We start from the raw sequence: 19,071 nt of genomic DNA, 5'->3' as shown, positions 1-19,071 counted from the left end.
CGCCGACGACCCTCCGAACGACTGCGCACCGCGATCGCCGCCCGCGACGGCACCTGCCGATTCCCCGGCTGCACCCGACCCGCCGGCCCCGGCACCGACCTCGACCACCTGCAGCCCTACCGCGACGACCAGCCACCCGACGGCCAGACCGTCCCGCAGAACCTGCACGTCCTGTGCCGCCGCCACCACCGCGCCAAGCACCAGCTCCACTGGCAACCGCACATGCTCGAGACCGGCCACATCCACTGGACCAACCCCATCACCGGCACCACAGAGCTCACCTAGCGCTCGGTCCTGGTGCCTCCGCCGTGGCGCCGGTGTAGGGTCGTCGGCCAGGATGGATCAGAACGACACGCCGCACGCCGCGTAGCTGCCGAAGATCTGCTATCCGTACACGTCGAGGGCATGGTCCACGTTGAGGGTGTACCGGGCCTGGGACATCGATCCCGCCTGGGTGTTCCCCCGCCCCGACGTACCGGAACCGACGCCTCGCTGTCTCTTGTGCACGGACAGCCGGATCAGAAGCCGACCTTGCCGTTCTTGGCGGTGTTCCACACGCCGACGACCGACGGACGCGGGATGCTCGATCCGCCGTCCGGCCAGTGCGAGGACGGGGTCTCGTACGACGCGTCGTCGGTCTCGCCGGGGTGCTGCACGCAGACGAACACCCGCTCGTCACCCACCCACGGACCACACGTCTCCGCGCCGGTCGGCACCGACAGGAACTGGCGCACCTCGCCGCGGTACTTGCCCTCGGTGGCGACGCCGTAGAGGCGGTCGTGGGCACCGAGCTGGTTGCCGTCGGTCGAGATCCACAGGTTCCCGTACTTGTCGAACGTGACGTTGTCCGGGCACGAGATGGGGGAGACCTTCGACTTGTCCGCCCCGGCGAAGTAGGTGCTCGGGTCGTTCGGGTCGCCGCAGAGCAGGAAGATGCTCCAGCTGAACGACTCGGCGGTCGAGGCGTTGCCGTTCTCCATGACCTCCATGACGTGCCCGTGCTTGTTCGCGGTGCGCGGGTTGGCCTCGTCTGCGGTGGTGCGCTTGGTGTTGTTCGTCAGCGCGATGTACACCGTGCCGGTGATCGGGTGGGGCTCGACGTCCTCGGGGCGGTCCATCTTGGTCGCGCCCACCGCGTCGCCGGCCTGCCGGGTGAACAGGTACACCTCCTCGGCGCTCATGCCGGGCACGAACGACGTGCTGCCCGAGGCGAGCTTGATCCACGTCCCGGAGCCGTCGAAGTGGCCGTCGGTCGGCAGCGTGCCCGTGCCGTCGATCTCGGCGGCCGGCGAGCTGCCCGAGAACCTGGCGACGTACAGCGTTCCGTCGTCGAGCAGGCCGGCGTTGTTCGCGCGCGCCGCCGCCGTGCCCGAGGTGTCGACGGTGCCGTTGGAGACGAACTTGTAGAAGTAGTCGAACCGCTCGTCGTCGCCCATGTAGACCGCGACCCGGCCGTTGTCGTCGACGCGGACGTTCGCCGCCTCGTGCTTGAACCGGCCCAGCGCGGTGCGCTTCTTCGGCGTGGACGTCGGATCGAACGGATCCACCTCGACGATCCAGCCGAACCGGTTGACCTCGTTGGGCGACTTCGCGAGGTCGAACCGGTCGTCGAAGCGCTCCCACTTGCGCTCGCTCGCCATGCCGCTGACGCCGTACCGCTTCAGGCGCGCCTTGGCTGTCGGGTCGGTGACGAGGTCGGCGTTGGCGAAGTACTGGTTGAAGTTCTCCTCGGCGGTCAGCCAGGTGCCCCACGGCGTCAAGCCGCCGGAGCAGTTGTTCAACGTGCCCAGGACCGTCGTGCCCGTGGGATCGGCGGCGGTCTTGACGAGGTCGTGGCCGGCCACCGGCCCGGTGAGCTTGAACGCGGTCCCGGTGTGGATCCGCCGGTTGCTCGGGTGCCCGACGATGGGGGACTCCGCGCCGCCCTTCGTCGCAGCCTGCACCGCGACGACGGACAGCCCGTGCGCGGCCCACGCGATCTCGACCTGCTCGCGCGTGGGGTTCTGCGGGTCGTAGCCCGGGAACATGATGTATTCGTCGGTGTACTCGTGGTTCACCATCATCAGCTGGGTCGACGCGTCGAGATCGAAGAACCCGAGGAAGTCGTTGTTGTAGCCGAACTGGCCCTGCTGTGCGGCGGCGCTCTGGGCGGCGGGGTCGAACGCCGGCGCACCGGCGAGGATCGGATCGCCCCACCGCAGGACGACCTTCTGCTCATAGCCGGCCGGCACGACCACGGCGTCCGCGGTGGACGGCGCGATCGGCGTGAACCGCAGCCCGGGCGCGGCCACCGACGGCGCCGCGTACGCCGCTCGGCCGCCGAGCACGCTCGAGGCGGCCGCGGCGGCACCGACGACAGCCGTGGCCTGCAGCATCCGGCGGCGCGACAGCGCGGCCGTCATGATGTCGCCGAAGTACTCGCCGCCGGAGGTGTTCGGGGCGGCGTGGTCGCAGGCGTTGCCACACCGCATTCGGCAGGTCAGCGACGAACGGTTCGAGTGCGCGGAGGTGAACAGCGGCAGGAATGCGCGCCGTGGCCGGGCGTCGGTCATCGAGGGCTCCAAGTCTTCCAGGGGTGCAGACCCTGAGAAACCTAGTGAGCGCGAGCGGCAGGTTTGTGAATTCGGCGTGAACGGCCGGGGACGCTTCCTCAGCCCTTGCCGTCGTCGTCGTGCCGCCGGAGGTATCTCTCGAACTCGGCCGCCAGCTCGTCGGCGGTCGTCGAGTCGATCTCCGGCTCGTCGGCCAGCGCGTCGATGTGCTCACGCATCGACGGGTCGGCGTCCACCAGCGCGCGGACCGCGTCGATCGACGCGGCCGCCTGCTGATCGAGCGTGCCCAGCGGGATGTCCTCACCGATCACCTGCTCGACGCGGCGCAGCAGCGCCACGGTGGCCGGCGACCACACCGGCGCGGACACGTAGTACGGCGTACCCGCCCAGAACGACACGGCCTCGAACCCGCTGCGCACCGCGAGGTGGTGCAGCAGCCCGGTCACGCCGGTGGGACCCTCGTAGCGGGTCGCCGCCAGCGCGTAGCGGGCGGCGGACCGCGCATCCCACGCCGAGCCGCTGACCGGCACGCGCCGCTCGAAGTGGCTGTCCGTGCTCAACCCGCCCAGCAGCACCAGCCGTTCGACACCGAGGTCGCGGACCACGTCGAGGATCTCCTCGCAGAACGTCAGCCAGCGCAGGTTCGGCTCGGGTCCGCTCACCAGCACCAGATCGCGCCCGGAGGACGGCATCCGGGCGATGCTGATGTCGACGCCGGGCCAGGTGATGCGGCGCGACACGCCGTCCACCAGCGAGACCTGGGGGCGGTTGACCTGGAAGTCGTAGTACTCCTCGCCCTCCAGCGTGGCGTACGGGCGGGCGTCCCAGGTGAGCGCGAGATGCTCCACGGCCGACGACGCCGCCTCGCCGGCGTCGTTCCAGCCCGAGAACGCGCACACCATCACCGGCGCGACGAGATCGGGCAGCGAGTCCTCTGAGGGCATCATCACCCCAGCGTACGGCGGAGTGTGCTCACCGACAGCACATAGAATGGCAAGGTGCAGCAACCAACTCGCCCCTCGTTCCTGACCGCACTCGACAACGGACCGCTGGTCACCGACGGGGCGATGGGCACGATGCTGCAGGGCTTCGACCTCTCCCTCGACGACTTCGCGCAGCTCGAAGGCTGCAACGAGATCCTCAACGTGACGCGGCCGGACGTCGTCCGCGCGGTGCACGACCGCTACCTCGCCGCCGGCGCGCAGGCGATCGAGACCAACACGTTCGGCGCGAACTACGCGAACCTCCTCGAGTACGACATCCCGGAGCGGATCTACGAGCTCGCGGAGGCCGGCGCGCGGATTGCGCGCGAGGCCGCCGACGCCGCGTCGACCGACGACCAGCCGCGGTTCGTGCTGGGCTCCATCGGTCCCGGCACCAAGCTGCCCACCCTCGGGCACGCCCCGTTCACGACGCTGCGCGACGCCTACCAGCAGCAGGTCGCCGGGCTGCTCGACGGCGGCGTCGACGCCGTGCTCATCGAGACCTGCCAGGACCTGCTGCAGGCCAAGAGCGCGGTCATCGGCGCGAAGCGGGCGATGGCCGAGCGGGGCCACGAGGTCCCGATCATCTGCCATGTCACGGTCGAGACCACCGGCACGATGCTGCTGGGCTCGGAGATCGGCGCCGCGCTCAACGCGCTCACCGCGCTCGGCATCGACGTCATCGGCCTGAACTGCGCGACCGGCCCCGAGGAGATGAGCGAGCACCTGCGCTACCTGTCCGCGCACTCTCCGATCCGCATCTCGGTGATGCCGAACGCGGGCCTGCCCGAGCTCGGGCCCGACGGCGCGGTCTACCCGCTGGGCCCCGAGGCGTTCAGCTCGGCCGTCCGCCGGTTCGTCACCGACTACGGCGTGAGCATGGTCGGCGGCTGCTGCGGCACCACCCCGGAGCACATCTCCGCGCTGCGCGAGGCCGTCGCCGGCCTGACCCCCGCGACCCGCGAGCCGGTGCTCGAGGCGGGCATCTCCTCGCTCTACCAGCAGGTGCCGTACCGGCAGGACGCCGGCGTCCTGCTCATCGGCGAGCGCACCAACACCAACGGCAGCAAGGCGTTCCGCGAGGCGCTCATCGACGGCCGCCTCGACGATTGCGTCGAGGTGGCCAAGGGCCTCGCCCGCGACGGCTCGCACGTCATCGACCTGTGCGTCGACTACGTCGGTCGGGACGGCGCGGCCGACATGAGCACCCTCGCCGAGCGGTTCGCGACGGCGACGACGCTGCCGATCATGCTCGACTCGACCGAGGTGCCGGTCATCGAGGCGGGCCTGGAACGGCTCGGCGGCCGCTGCATCATCAACTCGGTGAACCTCGAGGACGGCGACGGCGAAGGGTCCCGCTGGGCCCGGCTGCTGCCGATCGTGCGCGAGCACGGCGCGGCCGTCGTCGCGCTCACGATCGACGAGGAGGGCCAGGCCCGCACCGCCGCCGACAAGGTGCGCATCGCCGGCCGCATGATCGACGAGCTGCACGAGCGGTGGGGCATCGCGCACGAGGACATCATGGTCGACACCCTCACGTTCACCATCGCCACCGGGCAGGAGGAGAGCCGCCGCGACGCGCTGGAGACCATCGAGGGCATCCGCGCGCTGAAGGCCGCCTACCCCAAGGTGAGCACCACCCTCGGGCTGTCGAACGTGTCGTTCGGCCTGAACCCCGCGGCGCGGCAGGTGCTCAACTCGGTGTTCCTCAACGAGTGCCAGGACGCCGGGCTGGACAGCGCGATCCTGCACGCCAGCAAGATCCTGCCGATGTCCAAGATCGACGACGAGCAGCGCACCATCGCCCTCGACCTGATCTACGACCGGCGCCGGCCGGCCGAGGGTGACGAGCCGGCGTACGACCCGCTGACCCGCTTCATGGAGATCTTCGAGGGCGTCAAGGTCTCCGGCAGCGCCCAGTCGCGCGCCGCCCAGCTGGCCGCGCTGCCGCTGGACGAGCGCCTCAAGCAGCGGATCATCGACGGCGAGCGGGCCGGTCTCGAGGCCGACCTCGACGAGGCGATGGGCAGCATGCCGCCGCTGGCGATCATCAACGACCTCCTGCTCGACGGCATGAAGACGGTCGGCGAGCTGTTCGGCTCGGGCAAGATGCAGCTGCCGTTCGTCCTGCAGTCGGCCGAGGTGATGAAGGCCGCCGTCGCGCACCTCGAGCCGCACATGGACAAGACCGACGACGCCGGCAAGGGCACCATCGTGCTGGCGACCGTCAAGGGCGACGTGCACGACATCGGCAAGAACCTCGTCGACATCATCCTGAGCAACAACGGCTACACCGTCGTGAACCTCGGCATCAAGCAGCCGGTCAACACGATCATCGACGCCGCGCTCGAGCACAACGCCGACGCGGTGGGCATGTCCGGGCTCCTGGTGAAGTCGACGGTCATCATGAAGGAGAACCTGCAGGAGCTCAACGCGCGCGGCCTCGCCGACCGGTTCCCGGTGATCCTCGGCGGCGCCGCGCTGACCCGGTCGTACGTCGAGGACGACCTCGACGAGGTCTACGAGTCCGACGTGCACTACGCCCGCGACGCGTTCGAGGGGCTGCGGGTGATGGACAACGTCATGGCGGTCCGCCGCGGCCTGATCACCCCCGCCGAGTCCGAGGAGGCCGCCCGCAAGAAGGCCGAGCGGCGCGCCCGCCGGGAGCGGTCCCTGAGGATCGCCGAGCAGCGCAAGGCCGCCGAGCAGCCGGTGCAGCTGCCGGCCCGGTCGGACGTCGCCACCGACAATCCGGTCCCGCAGCCGCCGTTCTGGGGATCGCGCGTGATCAAGGGCATCCCGCTGGCCGACTACTCGGGGATGATCGACGAGCGGGCCACCTTCATGGGCCAGTGGGGGCTGCGCGGATCGCGCGACGGGGCGTCGTACGACGACCTCGTCGCGGCGGAGGGCCGCCCGCGGCTGCGGGAATGGCTCGATCGCATCCACACCGACGCCCTGTCGGAGGCTGCGGTCGTGTACGGGTACTTCCCGTGCGTGTCCGAGGGCGACGACGTCGTCGTGCTCAACGAGGACGGCTCCGACCGCGTCCGGTTCACCTTCCCGCGCCAGCCGCGCGACCGGCACCTGTGCCTGGCCGACTTCTTCCGCAGCCGCGAGCAGGCGGACGCGGAGGGCCGGCCGGACGTGATCGCCTTCGACATCGTCACGATGGGCGGCAAGATCTCCCAGGAGACCGCGCGGCTGTTCGCCGCCGACTCCTACCGCGAGTACATGGAGCTGCACGGGCTGTCGGTGCAGCTCACCGAGGCGCTCGCCGAGTACTGGCACCAGCGGATCCGCAGCGAGCTGGTCTTCGAAGGCGGCCGCTCGGCCGCCGCCGAGGACCCGAAGCGGCTCGAGGAGTTCTTCAAGCTCGGCTACCGCGGTGCCCGGTTCGCGTTCGGCTACCCGGCCTGCCCGGACCTCGAGCAGCAGACCAAGCTCATCGACCTGCTCGAGCCGTCCCGGATCGGCGTGGAGCTCTCCGAGGGCTACCAGCTGCATCCCGAGCAGTCGACCTCGGCGCTGGTGTGCCACCACCCCGAGGCCAAGTACTTCGCGACATGAGCCCGGCCGACTACGCCGCCGTCCTGTTCGACATGGACGGCACACTGGTCGACACCGAGCCGCTGTGGCACCAGGCCGAGATCGACCTGTTCGCGCGGTTCGGTCTGCCGTGGAGCGTCGAGCAGGCCAAGGCGCTCACCGGCAGCAGCATGCCGGCGACCGCGCGGTTCTTCCAGGACCGCGGGGTCGACCTGCCGGCCCAGGACATCATCGACCGGCTCGCGGCGTACGTCATGGCGGGACTGCGCACCGGGCCGGTCTTCGTGCCGGAGACCCGCGAGCTGCTGCGCCGCTGCCACGCCGCGGCGGTGCCGGCGGCGCTGGTGACGATGTCGCCGCGGGCGCTCGCGGACGCCGTGCTGGCCGGCCTTCCGGCGGAGGCGTTCGCCTTCACCATCGCCGCCGAGGAGGTCGAGCACGGCAAGCCGCACCCGGAGCCGTACCTTCGGGCCGCGGCGGCGCTCGGCGTCGATCCGGCGCAGTGCCTCGCGCTGGAGGACTCCCGGCCCGGCATCGCCTCGGCGCTCGCGGCCGGCTGCACGGTGCGCAGCGTCGGGCCGCTCGCCGGCACGATCCCCGGCGCGCCGCCCATGGCGAACGTGACCAACACGTCGCGATAAGCCGGCCCGAAACCCTTCCGGCACCCGTGCGCGGCGCCCAGACTGTTGAGCGTGACGACGGAACTGATCATTCTGGCGCTGGTGGTCATCACCGCTCTCGGATTCGACTTCACCAACGGCTTCCACGACACCGGCAACGCGATGGCGACGTCGATCGCCACCGGCGCGCTGGCGCCGAAGGTGGCCGTCGCTCTGTCGGCGGTGCTCAACCTGGTCGGCGCGTTCCTATCGGTCGAGGTCGCGCTGACGGTCACCAACGCGGTGATCAAGATCCAGGGCAAGGACGGCGCGCCCCGGAGCGAGTTCCTCGCGGACGGCGGGCACGCGCTGCTGCTGATCGTCCTGGCCGGCCTGTGCGGCGGCATCGTGTGGAACCTGCTGACCTGGCTGCTCGGGCTGCCGTCCAGCTCCTCGCACGCGCTGTTCGGCGGGCTGATCGGAGCCGCCATCGCCGGTCTCGGGCTGGGCGGCGTGAACTGGTCAGGCGATGGCACCAAGCTCGACGGAGTCGTCGGCAAGGTCATCCTGCCGGCGTTCCTGTCCCCGCTGATCGCCGTCGCCATCTCCGCGGTCGCGACCTGGCTGATCCACCGGGTGACCGAGGGAGTCTCCGAGCGGTACCGCGAGCGGGGCTTCCGCTGGGGACAGATCGGCTCCGCCTCGCTCGTCTCGCTGGCGCACGGCACCAACGACGCGCAGAAGACGATGGGCGTCATCACGCTCGCGCTGCTGGCCACCCACGAGTGGTCGGACACCGGCAGCGTGCCGCTGTGGGTCAAGATCGCGTGCGCCCTCGCCATCGCACTGGGCACCTATCTCGGCGGCTGGCGGATCATCCGCACGCTCGGCAAGGGGCTCGTCGAGATCTCCGCGCCCCAGGGGATGGCCGCGGAGAGCGCCTCGGCGGCCACGATCCTCGCCTCGAGCCACCTCGGCTTCGCGCTGTCGACGACGCATGTCGCGACGGGATCGATCCTCGGCACCGGCATCGGCAGGAAGGGTGCCGAGGTGCGATGGGGCGTCGCCGGGCGGATGGTGGCCGCCTGGCTGATCACCCTGCCGGCCGCGGCCGTCGTCGGGGCGCTGATGTGGTGGATCGGCCACCTGATCGGCGGGCTGGCGGGCCCGCTCGTCGTCTTCGGACTGCTCGCCGCCCTGTCGGCATACCTGTACCGGCATTCCCGCAAGGCCCCGGTCGACGCGGGCAACGTCAACGACGCGTGGGGGAGCGCGACCGTCCCGCCGGACGGCGCCGCCCTCGGCGCCAACACCCGGAAGGTCGCATCGTGAGCAATCTCGGCTTCGCCCTCGAAGGCGCCTGGAAGGTGCTGCTGGCCGGCCTGCTGTTCGGCGCGGGTCTCCCGCTGATCTTCGCCCTCGGCGTACGCGCGATGGCCTACGGAGCCGGCGGAGCGGCCGAGACCGGCGAGCAGCGTCCGCACCCGATCGGGCGGCTGATCGGGATCGCCTGCTTCCTGGTCGTCCTCGGGGCGGTGGCGCTCGGCATCGCCATGATCGTGGCCTCGGGCTTCGGCAAGGAGGTCGTCTTCCACGGCGTGCTCCCGGTCGTGCAGGACAAGGGGCACTAGATGGCCGACAACCTCCTGACCCGGATCCTCGGCTGGCTGCGCGCCGGCTACCCGAACGGGGTACCGCGCGGCGACTACGTCGCCCTGCTGGGCATCCTGCACCGGCAGCTGACGACCACCGAGCTCGACCAGATCGTCGACGCCCTGGGCCGTTACGCCGAGCAGGGCAAGGCGGCGATCGGCCGCGAGGACATCGAGCGGGTGATCTCCGAGCGCACCTTCCAGAACGCGAGCGCCGACGACATCGCGCGGGTGTCCGCGCGGCTCGCTGCGGGCGGCTGGCCGCTGGCCGGCAGCGCGGCGATGCACCGCCAGGCCGAGCAGCCCGACGCCGACGCGGACGCCAAGGACGGCCTGCTCACCCGCGTCACGGCCTGGCTCAAGAAGGGCTACCCGGCCGGTGTCCCGCAGCAGGACTACATTCCGCTGATCGCGCTGCTGCGGCGCCGGCTCAGCGACGACGACGTGCGTGACGTCGTGGAGCTGCTCGTCGCCGACGGCACGATCCCCGCCGATCGCACCGACATCGGCGCCGCCATCGTGCGGGTCACGGACGAGATGCCGTCCGAGCCGGACCTGCGGCGGGTGCGCGAGCAGCTCGGGGACAGCGAGCTCGACGTCCCGCAGTGACGCGGCTCAGACGGACTGGGCCCCGCGGACCAGCTTGCCCGGGAGCTCGCCGGTCGCCTCGCCGTCGTGGTAGACCTCCACGCCGCTGACGAACGTGTGCCGATAGCCATCGGCGCGCTGCAGCAGGCGGCGGCCGCCCGCGGGCAGGTCGAAGCGCACGGTGGGCCGGTGCAGGTGCAGAGCGTCCATGTCGATGACGTTGAGGTCGGCCTTGTAGCCCGGCCGCAGCAGGCCCCGATCCAGCAGGCCGACCGCCTCGGCGGTGGCGCGCGCCTGACGGGCGATCACGAACGGCAGGCTGAGGCGGCCGTGCGGGCGGTCGCGGACCCAGTACTGCAGCAGCGTGGTGGGGAAGCTGCCGTCGCAGATGGTTCCGACGTGCGCGCCGCCGTCCGACAGCCCGGGGACGGTGTGCGGGTGCGCCAGCATCTCGCGGACCGCGTCGAGGTTGCCGTGGCCGTAGTTGAGCAGGGGAGCGTAGAGCTTTCCACGCCCCTCGTCCTCGACCATGATGTCGTAGGCGATGTCCTCGGGCGTCCGGTTCTCGGCGAAGGCCCGGTTGGCCAGGGACTGGGTCCGCAGGTCCGGCTCGTAGTCCGGCGGGTCGGCCAGGTACACCATGTGGCTGTAGAAGTCGATCAGCTCCCCGCCGATGATGTTCGGGTCCTTCTCGGCGGTCTGGGCCGCGAGCATCCGGGACTTCATCGCCGGATCCGACATCCGGGCGGCCTGCTCCGCGATGGGCAGGTGCGCGATCTCCTTGAAGACGGGGTTCATCATGAACGGGTGCAGCGTGCACTCCAGCCCGAGGATGATGCCGATCGCCCGGGCGCCCGCCTGGCCGCGCAAGGTGTGCCCCCGCTCGTTCATCTCGGTGATGAACGCCAGGATCGACTTGTAGCGGTCGGGATTCGGGCCGCCCTGAGCCAGCGAGATCGACATCGGACGCCGCGAGGCCTCCAGCATCCTGGTGACGAGCTCGAACTCGGACTGGTCCTTCACCGGCAGGTCCGAGACGAGCTGCAGCACGCCGGTGCCGGTCTCACCGATGGCCCGGGCGATCGCCACGAGCTCGTCGACGCCGGCGCGGTACGACGGGGTGAGCTCGCCGTCGCTGCTCTTGTGGTTCAGCGTGCGCGAGGTGGAGAAGCCCAGCGCGCCCGCCTCGATGGCCTCGGCGGCGAGCTTCGCCATCATCGCGACCTCTTCACCGGTGGCGATCTCGTGCGAGGCCGCGCGGCTGCCCATCGCGCGCACCCGCAGCGCCGCGTGCGGCACCTGGGTCGCGAAGTCGACGTCGTGCGGGTTGCGCTCCAGCGCGTCGAGGAACTCGGGGAAGCTCTCCCAGTCCCACGCCAGCCCCTCGGTGAGCGCCACGCCCGGAATGTCCTCGACGCCCTCCATCAGCCTGATCAGCCGCTGGTGGTCGGCCGGCACGGCCGGCGCGAAGCCGACCCCGCAGTTGCCCATCACGGCGGTCGTGACGCCGTGCCACGAGGTCGGCTGCAGATAGCTGTCCCAGGTCGCCTGGCCGTCGAAGTGGGTGTGGATGTCGACGAACCCGGGCGCGACGACCGCCCCGTCGACGTCGATCTCCCGCCTGCCCCGGCCGGAGACCGTGCCGGTCTCCACGATCCGTCCGCCGGAGACCGCGACGTCGCCGCTGAAGCCCTCCGCGCCCGATCCGTCGACGACGGTGCCGCCGCGGACCACGAGGTCGAACTCGGCCATGTTTCCCCCTGGATGAGAGTGCGGTGGCCCGGCCACCGGTGCTGCTGACGTGTGCGCACTATCGCACATATGTAGCGATCGCTCAATTATCCGGCGGGACGACGGCGAGGCGGCTCAGTCGGCGGTGGGGTTCTCGGTGCGCCGGTTGATGGTGAAGCTCAGCGCGTGCTCGTCGGGAAACGGCGGCGGCGTGCCGCCGTACGCCGGGCACAGCGCCTTGTGGTCGCACCAGTTGCACAGCTTGCTCGGGTTCGGCCGGAACTCGCGCGCGGCCAGCGACTTCTCGATCGCCGCCCAGAGCGCCGCGAGCTGCCGCTCGAGCCGCTCGAGCTCGTGCTGGTCGGGGCAGTAGCGCAGCTCGTCACGGTCGGAGAGGTACATGAGCTTCAGCTGCGCGGGGATCGTGCCGGTGGTGCGCCACAGGACCAGCGCATAGAACTTCATCTGGAACAGCGCCTTGCCCTCGAAGGCCTCCCGCGGCGACGCGCCGGTCTTGTAGTCGACCACCCGGACCTGGCCGTCGGGCGCGGTGTCGAGCCGGTCGACGTAGCCGCGCAGCAGCAGCCCGTCGTCGAGGACGGTCTCCACCAGCAGCTCACGACCGGTGGGGTCGAAGCCGCGCGGATCCTCCAGCTCGAAGTAGGTGCTCACCAGATCGCGGGCCGACGCCAGCCAGGTGGCCTGGGCGGTGCCGTCGTGGTCGGCGTCGAACAACGCGCGCAGCTCGGGCTCGGCCTCGGCGATCTGCTCCCAGGCCGGCTCGACCATGTCGCGGGCGGTCGACGGCGTGCGCTGCGCCCGCGGCAGGTCGAACATCCGCTCCAGCACCGCGTGCACGACGGTGCCGCGGACCGCAGCGGAGGACGGCGCCTCCGGGAGCCGGTCGACGCTGCGGAAGCGGTAGAGCAGGGGGCAGGTCTTGAAGTCGGCCGCGCGCGACGGCGACAACGAGCCGGTGACGGCGCGCTCGGGGGCTTCGGCTGGTATCTGAGGCACGTGCACAGGGTAGGCGAGCGGACCGACACTTCTCGCCGGGGAACTAGCATGGCCGTCGTGCCACCCCATGCCCTGCGCGTCGCGCGCTTCCTCGGCGCGCCGATCTACGTCACCTGGTCGTGGCTGCTGTTCGTGGCCGTGATCGTCCCGCTGTACACCCAGCGGCTGGACGACTGGCTCAACCCCGCCGCCGCCGTCGGCACGGCTGCCGCCCTCGCGCTGATGTGGGGGCTCTCGGTGCTGCTGCACGAGCTCGGGCACGTCGCCGCCGCGCGGCTGACCGGCTGCGAGGTCGAGCGCGTCGAGGTGGGCTTCCTCGGCGGCGCGACGTCGATCCGCAGCGCCGACGACTCGCCCGAGCGCGAGCTCGTCGTCGCGGCTGCGGGTCCGGCGGTGTCGATCGCGCTCGGCGTGCCCGGCGGCATCGGCATCCTCACCGGCTCCGGCGCGAACCTCGGCCTGTCCGGCGTGGCCGGGATGTTCGTCTCGGCGGTCACGCTGGCCAACCTGGCGATCGCGGCCTTCAACCTGCTGCCCGGGCTGCCGCTCGACGGCGGCCGGGTCGCGGTCGGTGTGCTGTGGCGGCTGACGGGGGATCGCGCCCGCGCCGTCGGCATCGCGTCGTACGTCGGCCAGGGCATCGCGGCGGCGTTGGCGGGATGGGCGGTGTGGCGAGTCCTCGGCGCCCCCGATCCGGTGCACGAGATCCCCTGGGTGCTGATCCTGGCCGTCATGTCGGCGTCCCTGTGGTCGATGGCCGCCCGCAGCCGGGACGAGTCCCGCCGCGAGCGGGCCCTCGCCGCCATCCCGCTCGTCGGTCGCCTGACCGCGATCGACGTCCTGGACGGCGCGCTGCCGGCGTCCGCGCTGGCGGCGGCGCGCACCCCGCTGGTGCTGGTGCGGACCGCCGACGGCCTCGGGTACGTCGACCGGTCAGCGGCGGACGACGCGGGAACGCTCGGTGCGCTCGCGACCGTGCTGCCCCCGCACCGGATCCTCGCCGAGACGGCGAGCGCGCTCGACCTGCTGGCGGTGGTCCGCGAGCACGATGACCCCTGGTATGCCGTCGTCGCCGCCGACGGGACGCCGCTGGGCATCACCGGCGAAGCGGCGCTGCGCGACCGGTAGCCTTGACCGAGTGACTGACGCCGCTCCCGAGACCATCAATCCCCTCCATGTCGGAGAGCGGGTACAGCTGACCGATCCCAAGGGACGGATGCACACGCTCACCCTCGAGGCCGGCAAGGAGTTCCACACCCACCGCGGGGCGATCGCGCACGACGCGCTGATCGGGGGACCCGAAGGCGTGGTCGTGAAGTCCACCGACGGGACGCCGTACCTCGCGCTGCGGCCGCTGCTGGCCGACTATGTGCTCTCGATGCCGCGCGGGGCGCAGGTGATCTACCCGAAGGACGCCGCGCAGATCGTCGCGATGGGCGACATCCACCCGGGTGCACGCGTCCTGGAGGCGGGGGCCGGATCGGGCGCGCTCACGTGCTCCCTGCTGCGCGCCGTCGGCCCGGCCGGCTCGGTCACCTCGTACGAGATCCGCCAGGACCACGCCGTCGTCGCCGTGCAGAACGTCGAGACGTTCTTCGGCGAGCGGCCGGCGAACTGGACACTGCGGGTCGGTGACCTCGCGGACGTCGGCGCCGGCGAGGAGACGTTCGACCGGGTCATCCTGGACATGCTGGCGCCGTGGGAGCCGCTCGCCGCCGTGGCCGCCCGGCTGCGCCCCGGCGGCGTGCTGATCGGCTACGTGGCCACCGTCCCGCAGCTGTCCCGGCTCGTCGAGGAACTGCGCGCGCACGGCTCGTTCACCGAGCCGTCGTCCTGGGAGTGCCTGGTGCGGCCGTGGCACGTCGTGGGCCTCGCGGTGCGCCCCGATCACCGGATGATCGCGCACACCGCGTTCCTGGTCACCGCGCGGCGACTCTCCGACGGCGTCGTCCCACCGGCCCGGCACCGCAAGCCGACCACGGCGCGGGCCGCCGAGGCCGGGCAGTCGGTCGACGAGGCGCCGCAGAACCCGTTCGCACACGCGAACGCGGTCGATCCCGAACCCGTCGGGACCGACCGCGAGACGCCGGCGCAGAAGCGGCTACGACCCCGTCTTCCGTAGCTCCGGGGCCTGCTCGGCAGGCGTCTTCGGGCGGACGCCGTAGTCGTCTACGTGCGTGCCGAGATCGTCGCGGCCGGCGTCGGAGAAGTCCTCCCCGGTCGCGTCGGTCACGTCACTGAACGTCATGGTGCCGGTACGCCGCTCGGACGGCGGCAGGTCCGCGTCGCGGTAGGACCCGTCGTGCGAGCCGTCACCGGATGGGTAGGTGAAGCCCGGCTCGACCGGACGGCTCTGCGAGATCGACCCGGGTGCCAGGTCGAACGGGTTCTCGTCGACGTTGCGCCCGTCGGCCAGATCCATCGCCTCGGTGTACGCCGCGGCGCGACTGCGGTTGGCGATCTTGAACGCCACCCACGACAGCAACGCCGGCACCAGCCCGAGGACCATCCCGCCGAAGGCGAACCGGCCGAGCAAGCCGGCCAGCACCTCGTTGCGGGCGCCGGCGTTCGCGGCGAGCGCGTCGAGGCGGATGTAGTAGACGGCGACGGCCGCGACCAGACAGCCCAGGACGGTGCCGAACCAGGTGCCGAGCAGCGCCGCGGCCCCGTTCCGCGGCGAGCCGCGCCGCACCGCGAGCAGCGTCACCAGACCGGTGACGACGGCCGCGGCGGCCACGGCGACGTAGAACGCCACGTGCACCGGGGTGCCGGGCCGGTCCGCGCGGAACGGCCACTCGAGCCCGGAGAAGCTGCCGGTGGTCAGGAGGGTGGGAAGGATCGACTGGCTGGTGCCCCGGGCGGCGAGGACGGCGCCGGCCCACACGGCGGTGGACAGGGCCGCGCCGGTGGCCAGGGTCGCCACCACCGCGGAGGCGAGAGAACGGGCTCTATACATACCTGTCACCGTAAGCGCAGGCAGCGCCGTTGCCGGGTCGCCACTCCGATGCCTCAGGAGTATTCATCCGTCACATCGGTCCCAGGCGCGGGACCGCCCGCGCCCGGCCCGCCCCGCTATACAGTGGGGTGATGAGCGAGCAGACTCCCTCGAGCACCCCCGGAGATTCGTCCGCCACCCAGGTCCGCCTGCTGCAGCAGGAGATCGACCGGTTGCGCACGAAGATCGCGGCGGGTCCGGCGTCCTCTCGGCTGGTGTCCGAACGGCTGGTCGAGTCGCAGCAACGCGCCCAGGCGCTCGCCGAGCGCAACGACAAGCTGGTCGGCACCCTGCGCGATGCGAAGGAGCAGCTCGCCCACCTCCGCGAGGAGATCGACCGGCTCGCCGCCCCGCCCAACGGGTTCGCGGTGTTCCTGCGCCACCACGACGACGACACCGTCGACATCCTCAGCGCCGGCCGCAAGCTGCGCGTCGGCATCTCGCCGGAGATCGACCAGGCCGTGCTGCAGCGCGGCTGCGAGGTGATCCTGAACGAGGCGCTCAACGTCGTGGACGTCGTCGGCTACGACCGCGCCGGCGAGGTCGTCGCCGTGAAGGAGATCCTCACCGACGAGCACGACCGTCCCGAGCGGGCCCTGGTCGCGACGCACACCGACGAGCAGCGGGTCTGCTACCTCGCCGATCCGCTCACCGACGGCAGCCTGCGCATCGGCGACAGCGTGCTCATGGAGAGCAAGTCGGCGTACATCTACGAGCGGATCCCCAAGAGCGACGTCGAGGACCTCGTGCTCGAGGAGGTCCCGGACATCTCCTACAGCGACATCGGGGGCCTGCAGGGCCAGATCGAGCTGATCCAGGATGCGGTCGAGATGCCGTTCCTGCACGCCGAGCTGTACGCCGAGCACCACCTCCGGCCGCCCAAGGGGGTGCTGCTGTACGGCCCGCCCGGGTGCGGCAAGACGCTGATCGCCAAGGCGGTCGCCAACTCACTCGCCAAGCAGATCCACGCGGCCCGGGTGTCCGCCGGCGACGAGCCGGACAACGACAAGCTGGCGCGCTCCTACTTCCTGAACATCAAGGGCCCCGAGCTGCTGAACAAGTTCGTGGGCGAGACCGAGCGGCACATCCGCACCATCTTCGGCCGGGCCCGCGAGAAGGCCAACGACGGGACGCCGGTCATCGTGTTCTTCGACGAGATGGAGTCGATCTTCCGCACCCGGGGGACCGGCGTGAGCTCCGACGTCGAGACCACGATCGTCCCGCAGCTGCTCGCCGAGATCGACGGCGTCGAGGGGCTGGAGAACGTGATCGTGATCGGCGCCTCCAACCGCGAGGACATGATCGACCCCGCGATCCTGCGGCCCGGCCGCCTCGACGTGAAGATCAAGATCGAACGGCCGGACGCCGAGGCGGCCGCGGACATCTTCTCCAAGTACCTCACCGCCGACCTGCCGATCAACGAGGACGACCTCGCCGAGCACGGCGGTGACCGGCAGGCCACCGTCGAGGGCATGATCCAGGCGGTCGTCGAACGGATGTACGCAGAGACCGAGACCAACCAGTTCCTCGAGGTCACGTACGCCAACGGCGAGAAGCAGATCATGTACTTCAAGGACTTCAACTCCGGCGCGATGATCCAGAACATCGTCGACCGGGCCAAGAAGCTCGCCATCAAGGACTACCTGCTCACCGGCTCCCGAGGGCTGCGCGTCGGGCACCTGATGACGAGCGTCTTCGACGAGTTCACCGAGAACGAGGACCTACCCAACACCACCAACCCCGACGACTGGGCGCGGATCTCGGGCAAGAAGGGGGAGCGGATCGTCTACATCCGCACCCTGATCTCGAACAAGTCCAAGAACCCGGGCGAGGCGATCGAGACGATGCACGGAACGGGCCAATACCTCTGATGAGCGTGCATCGCGTCATCGGGACCGAGGTCGAGTACGGCATCAGCGTCCCGGGAGACCCCACCGCCAACCCCATGGTGCTGTCGGCGCAGCTGGTCGATGCGTACGCCGCCAGCGACACGCCCCGCCGGCGTCCGCTGTGGGACTTCGTCGGCGAGGACCCGCTGGCGGACGCCCGCGGCTACCACGTCAACGCCTCCGACGCGCTCGACCACAACGGGACGGACCTCGCCGACGATCCCTACCTCTCGAACGTCGTGCTGACGAACGGCGCCCGGCTGTACGTCGACCACGCGCACCCCGAGTACTCCGCGCCGGAGGTCACGACGCCCCGCGACGCGGTGCTGTGGGACAAGGCGGGGGAGCGGGTCGTCGAGGAGGCCGCGCGCCGGCTCGGCAGCGTGCCGGGCAACCCACAGGTCACGCTCTACAAGAACAACACCGACAACAAGGGCGCGTCGTACGGCACGCACGAGAACTACCTCGTGCGCCGCTCGACACCGTTCGACGACCTGATCGACTACCTCACCCCGTTCTTCGTGACCCGGCAGGTGTTCTGCGGAGCCGGGCGGGTCGGGATCGGCCAGGACGGCACCAAGCCCGGCTTCCAGCTCTCCCAGCGGGCCGACTTCTTCGAGGCCGAGGTCGGGCTCGAGACGACGCTCAAGCGACCGATCATCAACACCCGCGACGAGCCGCACGCGACCGCGTCGAAATATCGACGGCTGCACGTGATCGTCGGCGACGCGAACCTCTCGGAGATCTCGACCTTCCTGAAGCTCGGCACGACGGCGCTGGTGCTGGCGATGATCGAGCACGGCGTCGCCCCGCGCGGGCTGGCCCTGCGCGACCCGGTGCCGGCCATCCACGCGGTCTCGCACGACTGGCAGCTCAGCGGCCGGCTCGAGCTCACCGACGGGCGCCGGCTGACCGCGATCGAGATCCAGCGCGGCTACCTCGAGGCCGCAGAGCAGTTCATGCGCGACGACCTCGACCCGCAGACCGCCGAGGTGCTCACCGCGTGGCGCGGCGCCCTCGACGCGCTCGAGCGCGACCCGATGCTGCTCGCCGACCGCCTCGACTGGGTGGCCAAGCTCCGGCTGCTCGAGGCCTACAAGAACCGCGACGCGCTCGGCTGGGCGAGCCCGCGGGTGGCGCTGGTCGACCTGCAGTACTCCGACGTCCGCCTCGACAAGGGCCTGTACAACCGGCTGGTGCACCGCGGCGCGATGCAAACGCTGCTCACCGAGGCCGACGTGCAGCGGGCCATGTCGACCCCACCCACCGACACCCGTGCGTACTTCCGCGGCGAGTGCATCCGCCGGTTCGGGCTCGACGTCGCGGCCGCGTCCTGGGACAGCATCGTGCTGGACACCGGCAAGCCAGGATATGTTCGGGTGCCGATGATGGAACCGCTGCGCGGCACCCACGCCCACGTCGCCGAGCTGCTCGATGCATCACGCGACGCCGGCGACCTGGTCGACCGGCTCGCGGCGGCACCGTAGCGTCCCGATCGCACCACGACAGAAGGAGC

General features: G+C 71.0%; 15 protein-coding genes. 10 read left to right on the top strand and 5 right to left on the bottom strand.

Features of this window, described 5'->3' with window-relative positions; all coding sequences use genetic code 11:
* Positions 1-285, top strand: a 285-nt coding sequence (locus tag F8A92_RS18545) for an HNH endonuclease signature motif containing protein (protein WP_194291358.1), incomplete at its 5' end; no start/stop codon positions are given.
* 233 nt (positions 286-518) lie between these two features.
* Here the strand turns inward: F8A92_RS18545 and F8A92_RS04575 are convergent.
* Both F8A92_RS04575 and F8A92_RS04570 read right to left on the bottom strand, forming a co-directional pair.
* Complete coding sequence (locus tag F8A92_RS04575; protein ID WP_153503758.1) at positions 519-2,552, bottom strand: PhoX family protein; 2,034 nt, start codon at positions 2,550-2,552, stop codon at positions 519-521.
* A gap of 98 nt (positions 2,553-2,650) precedes the next feature.
* Positions 2,651-3,499 (bottom strand): PAC2 family protein, encoded by an 849-nt coding sequence (locus tag F8A92_RS04570; protein ID WP_228389203.1) that lies wholly within the window; start codon positions 3,497-3,499, stop codon positions 2,651-2,653.
* 51 nt (positions 3,500-3,550) lie between these two features.
* Between F8A92_RS04570 and metH the strand changes: the two genes are divergently transcribed.
* The 5 genes from metH to F8A92_RS18905 are packed head-to-tail and all read left to right on the top strand — an operon-like array spanning position 3,551 to position 9,944.
* Positions 3,551-7,105 carry a methionine synthase gene (gene metH, locus F8A92_RS04565; RefSeq protein WP_228389202.1) on the top strand — a complete coding sequence of 1,185 codons (3,555 nt, stop codon included), beginning with the start codon at positions 3,551-3,553 and terminating at the stop codon, positions 7,103-7,105.
* Positions 7,102-7,725 (top strand): HAD family hydrolase, encoded by a 624-nt coding sequence (locus F8A92_RS04560; protein ID WP_153503757.1) that lies wholly within the window; start codon positions 7,102-7,104, stop codon positions 7,723-7,725. The genes metH and F8A92_RS04560 overlap by 4 nt, the downstream gene beginning before the upstream one ends.
* A 51-nt stretch (positions 7,726-7,776) precedes the next feature.
* Positions 7,777-9,015, top strand: coding sequence for an inorganic phosphate transporter (locus F8A92_RS04555; RefSeq protein ID WP_153503755.1), 1,239 nt, complete (start codon positions 7,777-7,779; stop codon positions 9,013-9,015).
* Complete coding sequence (locus F8A92_RS04550) at positions 9,012-9,314, top strand: hypothetical protein (RefSeq protein ID WP_153503753.1); 303 nt, start codon at positions 9,012-9,014, stop codon at positions 9,312-9,314. The genes F8A92_RS04555 and F8A92_RS04550 overlap by 4 nt, the downstream gene beginning before the upstream one ends.
* Positions 9,315-9,944, top strand: coding sequence for a DUF3349 domain-containing protein (locus F8A92_RS18905; protein WP_228389201.1), 630 nt, complete (start codon positions 9,315-9,317; stop codon positions 9,942-9,944).
* A gap of 6 nt (positions 9,945-9,950) precedes the next feature.
* Here the strand turns inward: F8A92_RS18905 and F8A92_RS04535 are convergent, their stop codons facing one another.
* Positions 9,951-11,675 carry an N-acyl-D-amino-acid deacylase family protein gene (locus F8A92_RS04535; protein WP_153503751.1) on the bottom strand — a complete coding sequence of 575 codons (1,725 nt, stop codon included), beginning with the start codon at positions 11,673-11,675 and terminating at the stop codon, positions 9,951-9,953.
* Positions 11,676-11,789: 114 nt separating this feature from the next.
* Complete coding sequence (locus F8A92_RS04530; RefSeq protein ID WP_228389200.1) at positions 11,790-12,671, bottom strand: RecB family exonuclease; 882 nt, start codon at positions 12,669-12,671, stop codon at positions 11,790-11,792.
* A 57-nt stretch (positions 12,672-12,728) separates the two neighbouring features.
* Between F8A92_RS04530 and F8A92_RS04525 the strand changes: the two genes are divergently transcribed.
* Both F8A92_RS04525 and F8A92_RS04520 read left to right on the top strand, forming a co-directional pair.
* A complete protein-coding gene (locus F8A92_RS04525; protein ID WP_153503748.1) occupies positions 12,729-13,799 on the top strand; it encodes a site-2 protease family protein in 1,071 nt (356 codons plus the stop codon).
* Positions 13,800-13,809: 10 nt separating this feature from the next.
* On the top strand, positions 13,810-14,793 hold the full coding sequence (locus tag F8A92_RS04520; RefSeq protein ID WP_228389199.1) for a tRNA (adenine-N1)-methyltransferase: 984 nt from the start codon (positions 13,810-13,812) through the stop codon (positions 14,791-14,793).
* Here the strand turns inward: F8A92_RS04520 and F8A92_RS04515 are convergent.
* Positions 14,773-15,627, bottom strand: a complete 855-nt coding sequence (locus F8A92_RS04515; RefSeq protein ID WP_153503746.1) for a hypothetical protein — start codon at positions 15,625-15,627, stop codon at positions 14,773-14,775. The genes F8A92_RS04520 and F8A92_RS04515 overlap by 21 nt on opposite strands.
* 131 nt (positions 15,628-15,758) lie before the next feature.
* Here F8A92_RS04515 and arc point away from each other — a divergent pair, with 131 nt between their 5' ends.
* Both arc and dop read left to right on the top strand, forming a co-directional pair.
* Positions 15,759-17,537: a proteasome ATPase gene (gene arc, locus F8A92_RS04510; RefSeq protein WP_153503744.1), complete on the top strand. Its 1,779-nt coding sequence runs from the start codon at positions 15,759-15,761 to the stop codon at positions 17,535-17,537.
* Entirely contained in the window at positions 17,537-19,042 is a 1,506-nt protein-coding gene (dop, locus tag F8A92_RS04505) for a depupylase/deamidase Dop (RefSeq protein WP_153503743.1), read from the top strand. Before arc ends, dop begins: the two co-directional genes overlap by 1 nt.
* Positions 19,043-19,071 lie beyond the last annotated feature (29 nt).

The sequence above is a fragment of the Cumulibacter manganitolerans genome, from assembly GCF_009602465.1.
Lineage (GTDB): Bacteria > Actinomycetota > Actinomycetes > Mycobacteriales > Antricoccaceae > Cumulibacter > Cumulibacter manganitolerans.
Note: the sequence above shows the minus strand (reverse complement) of the source record. Positions and strands in the feature narration are given on the sequence as shown.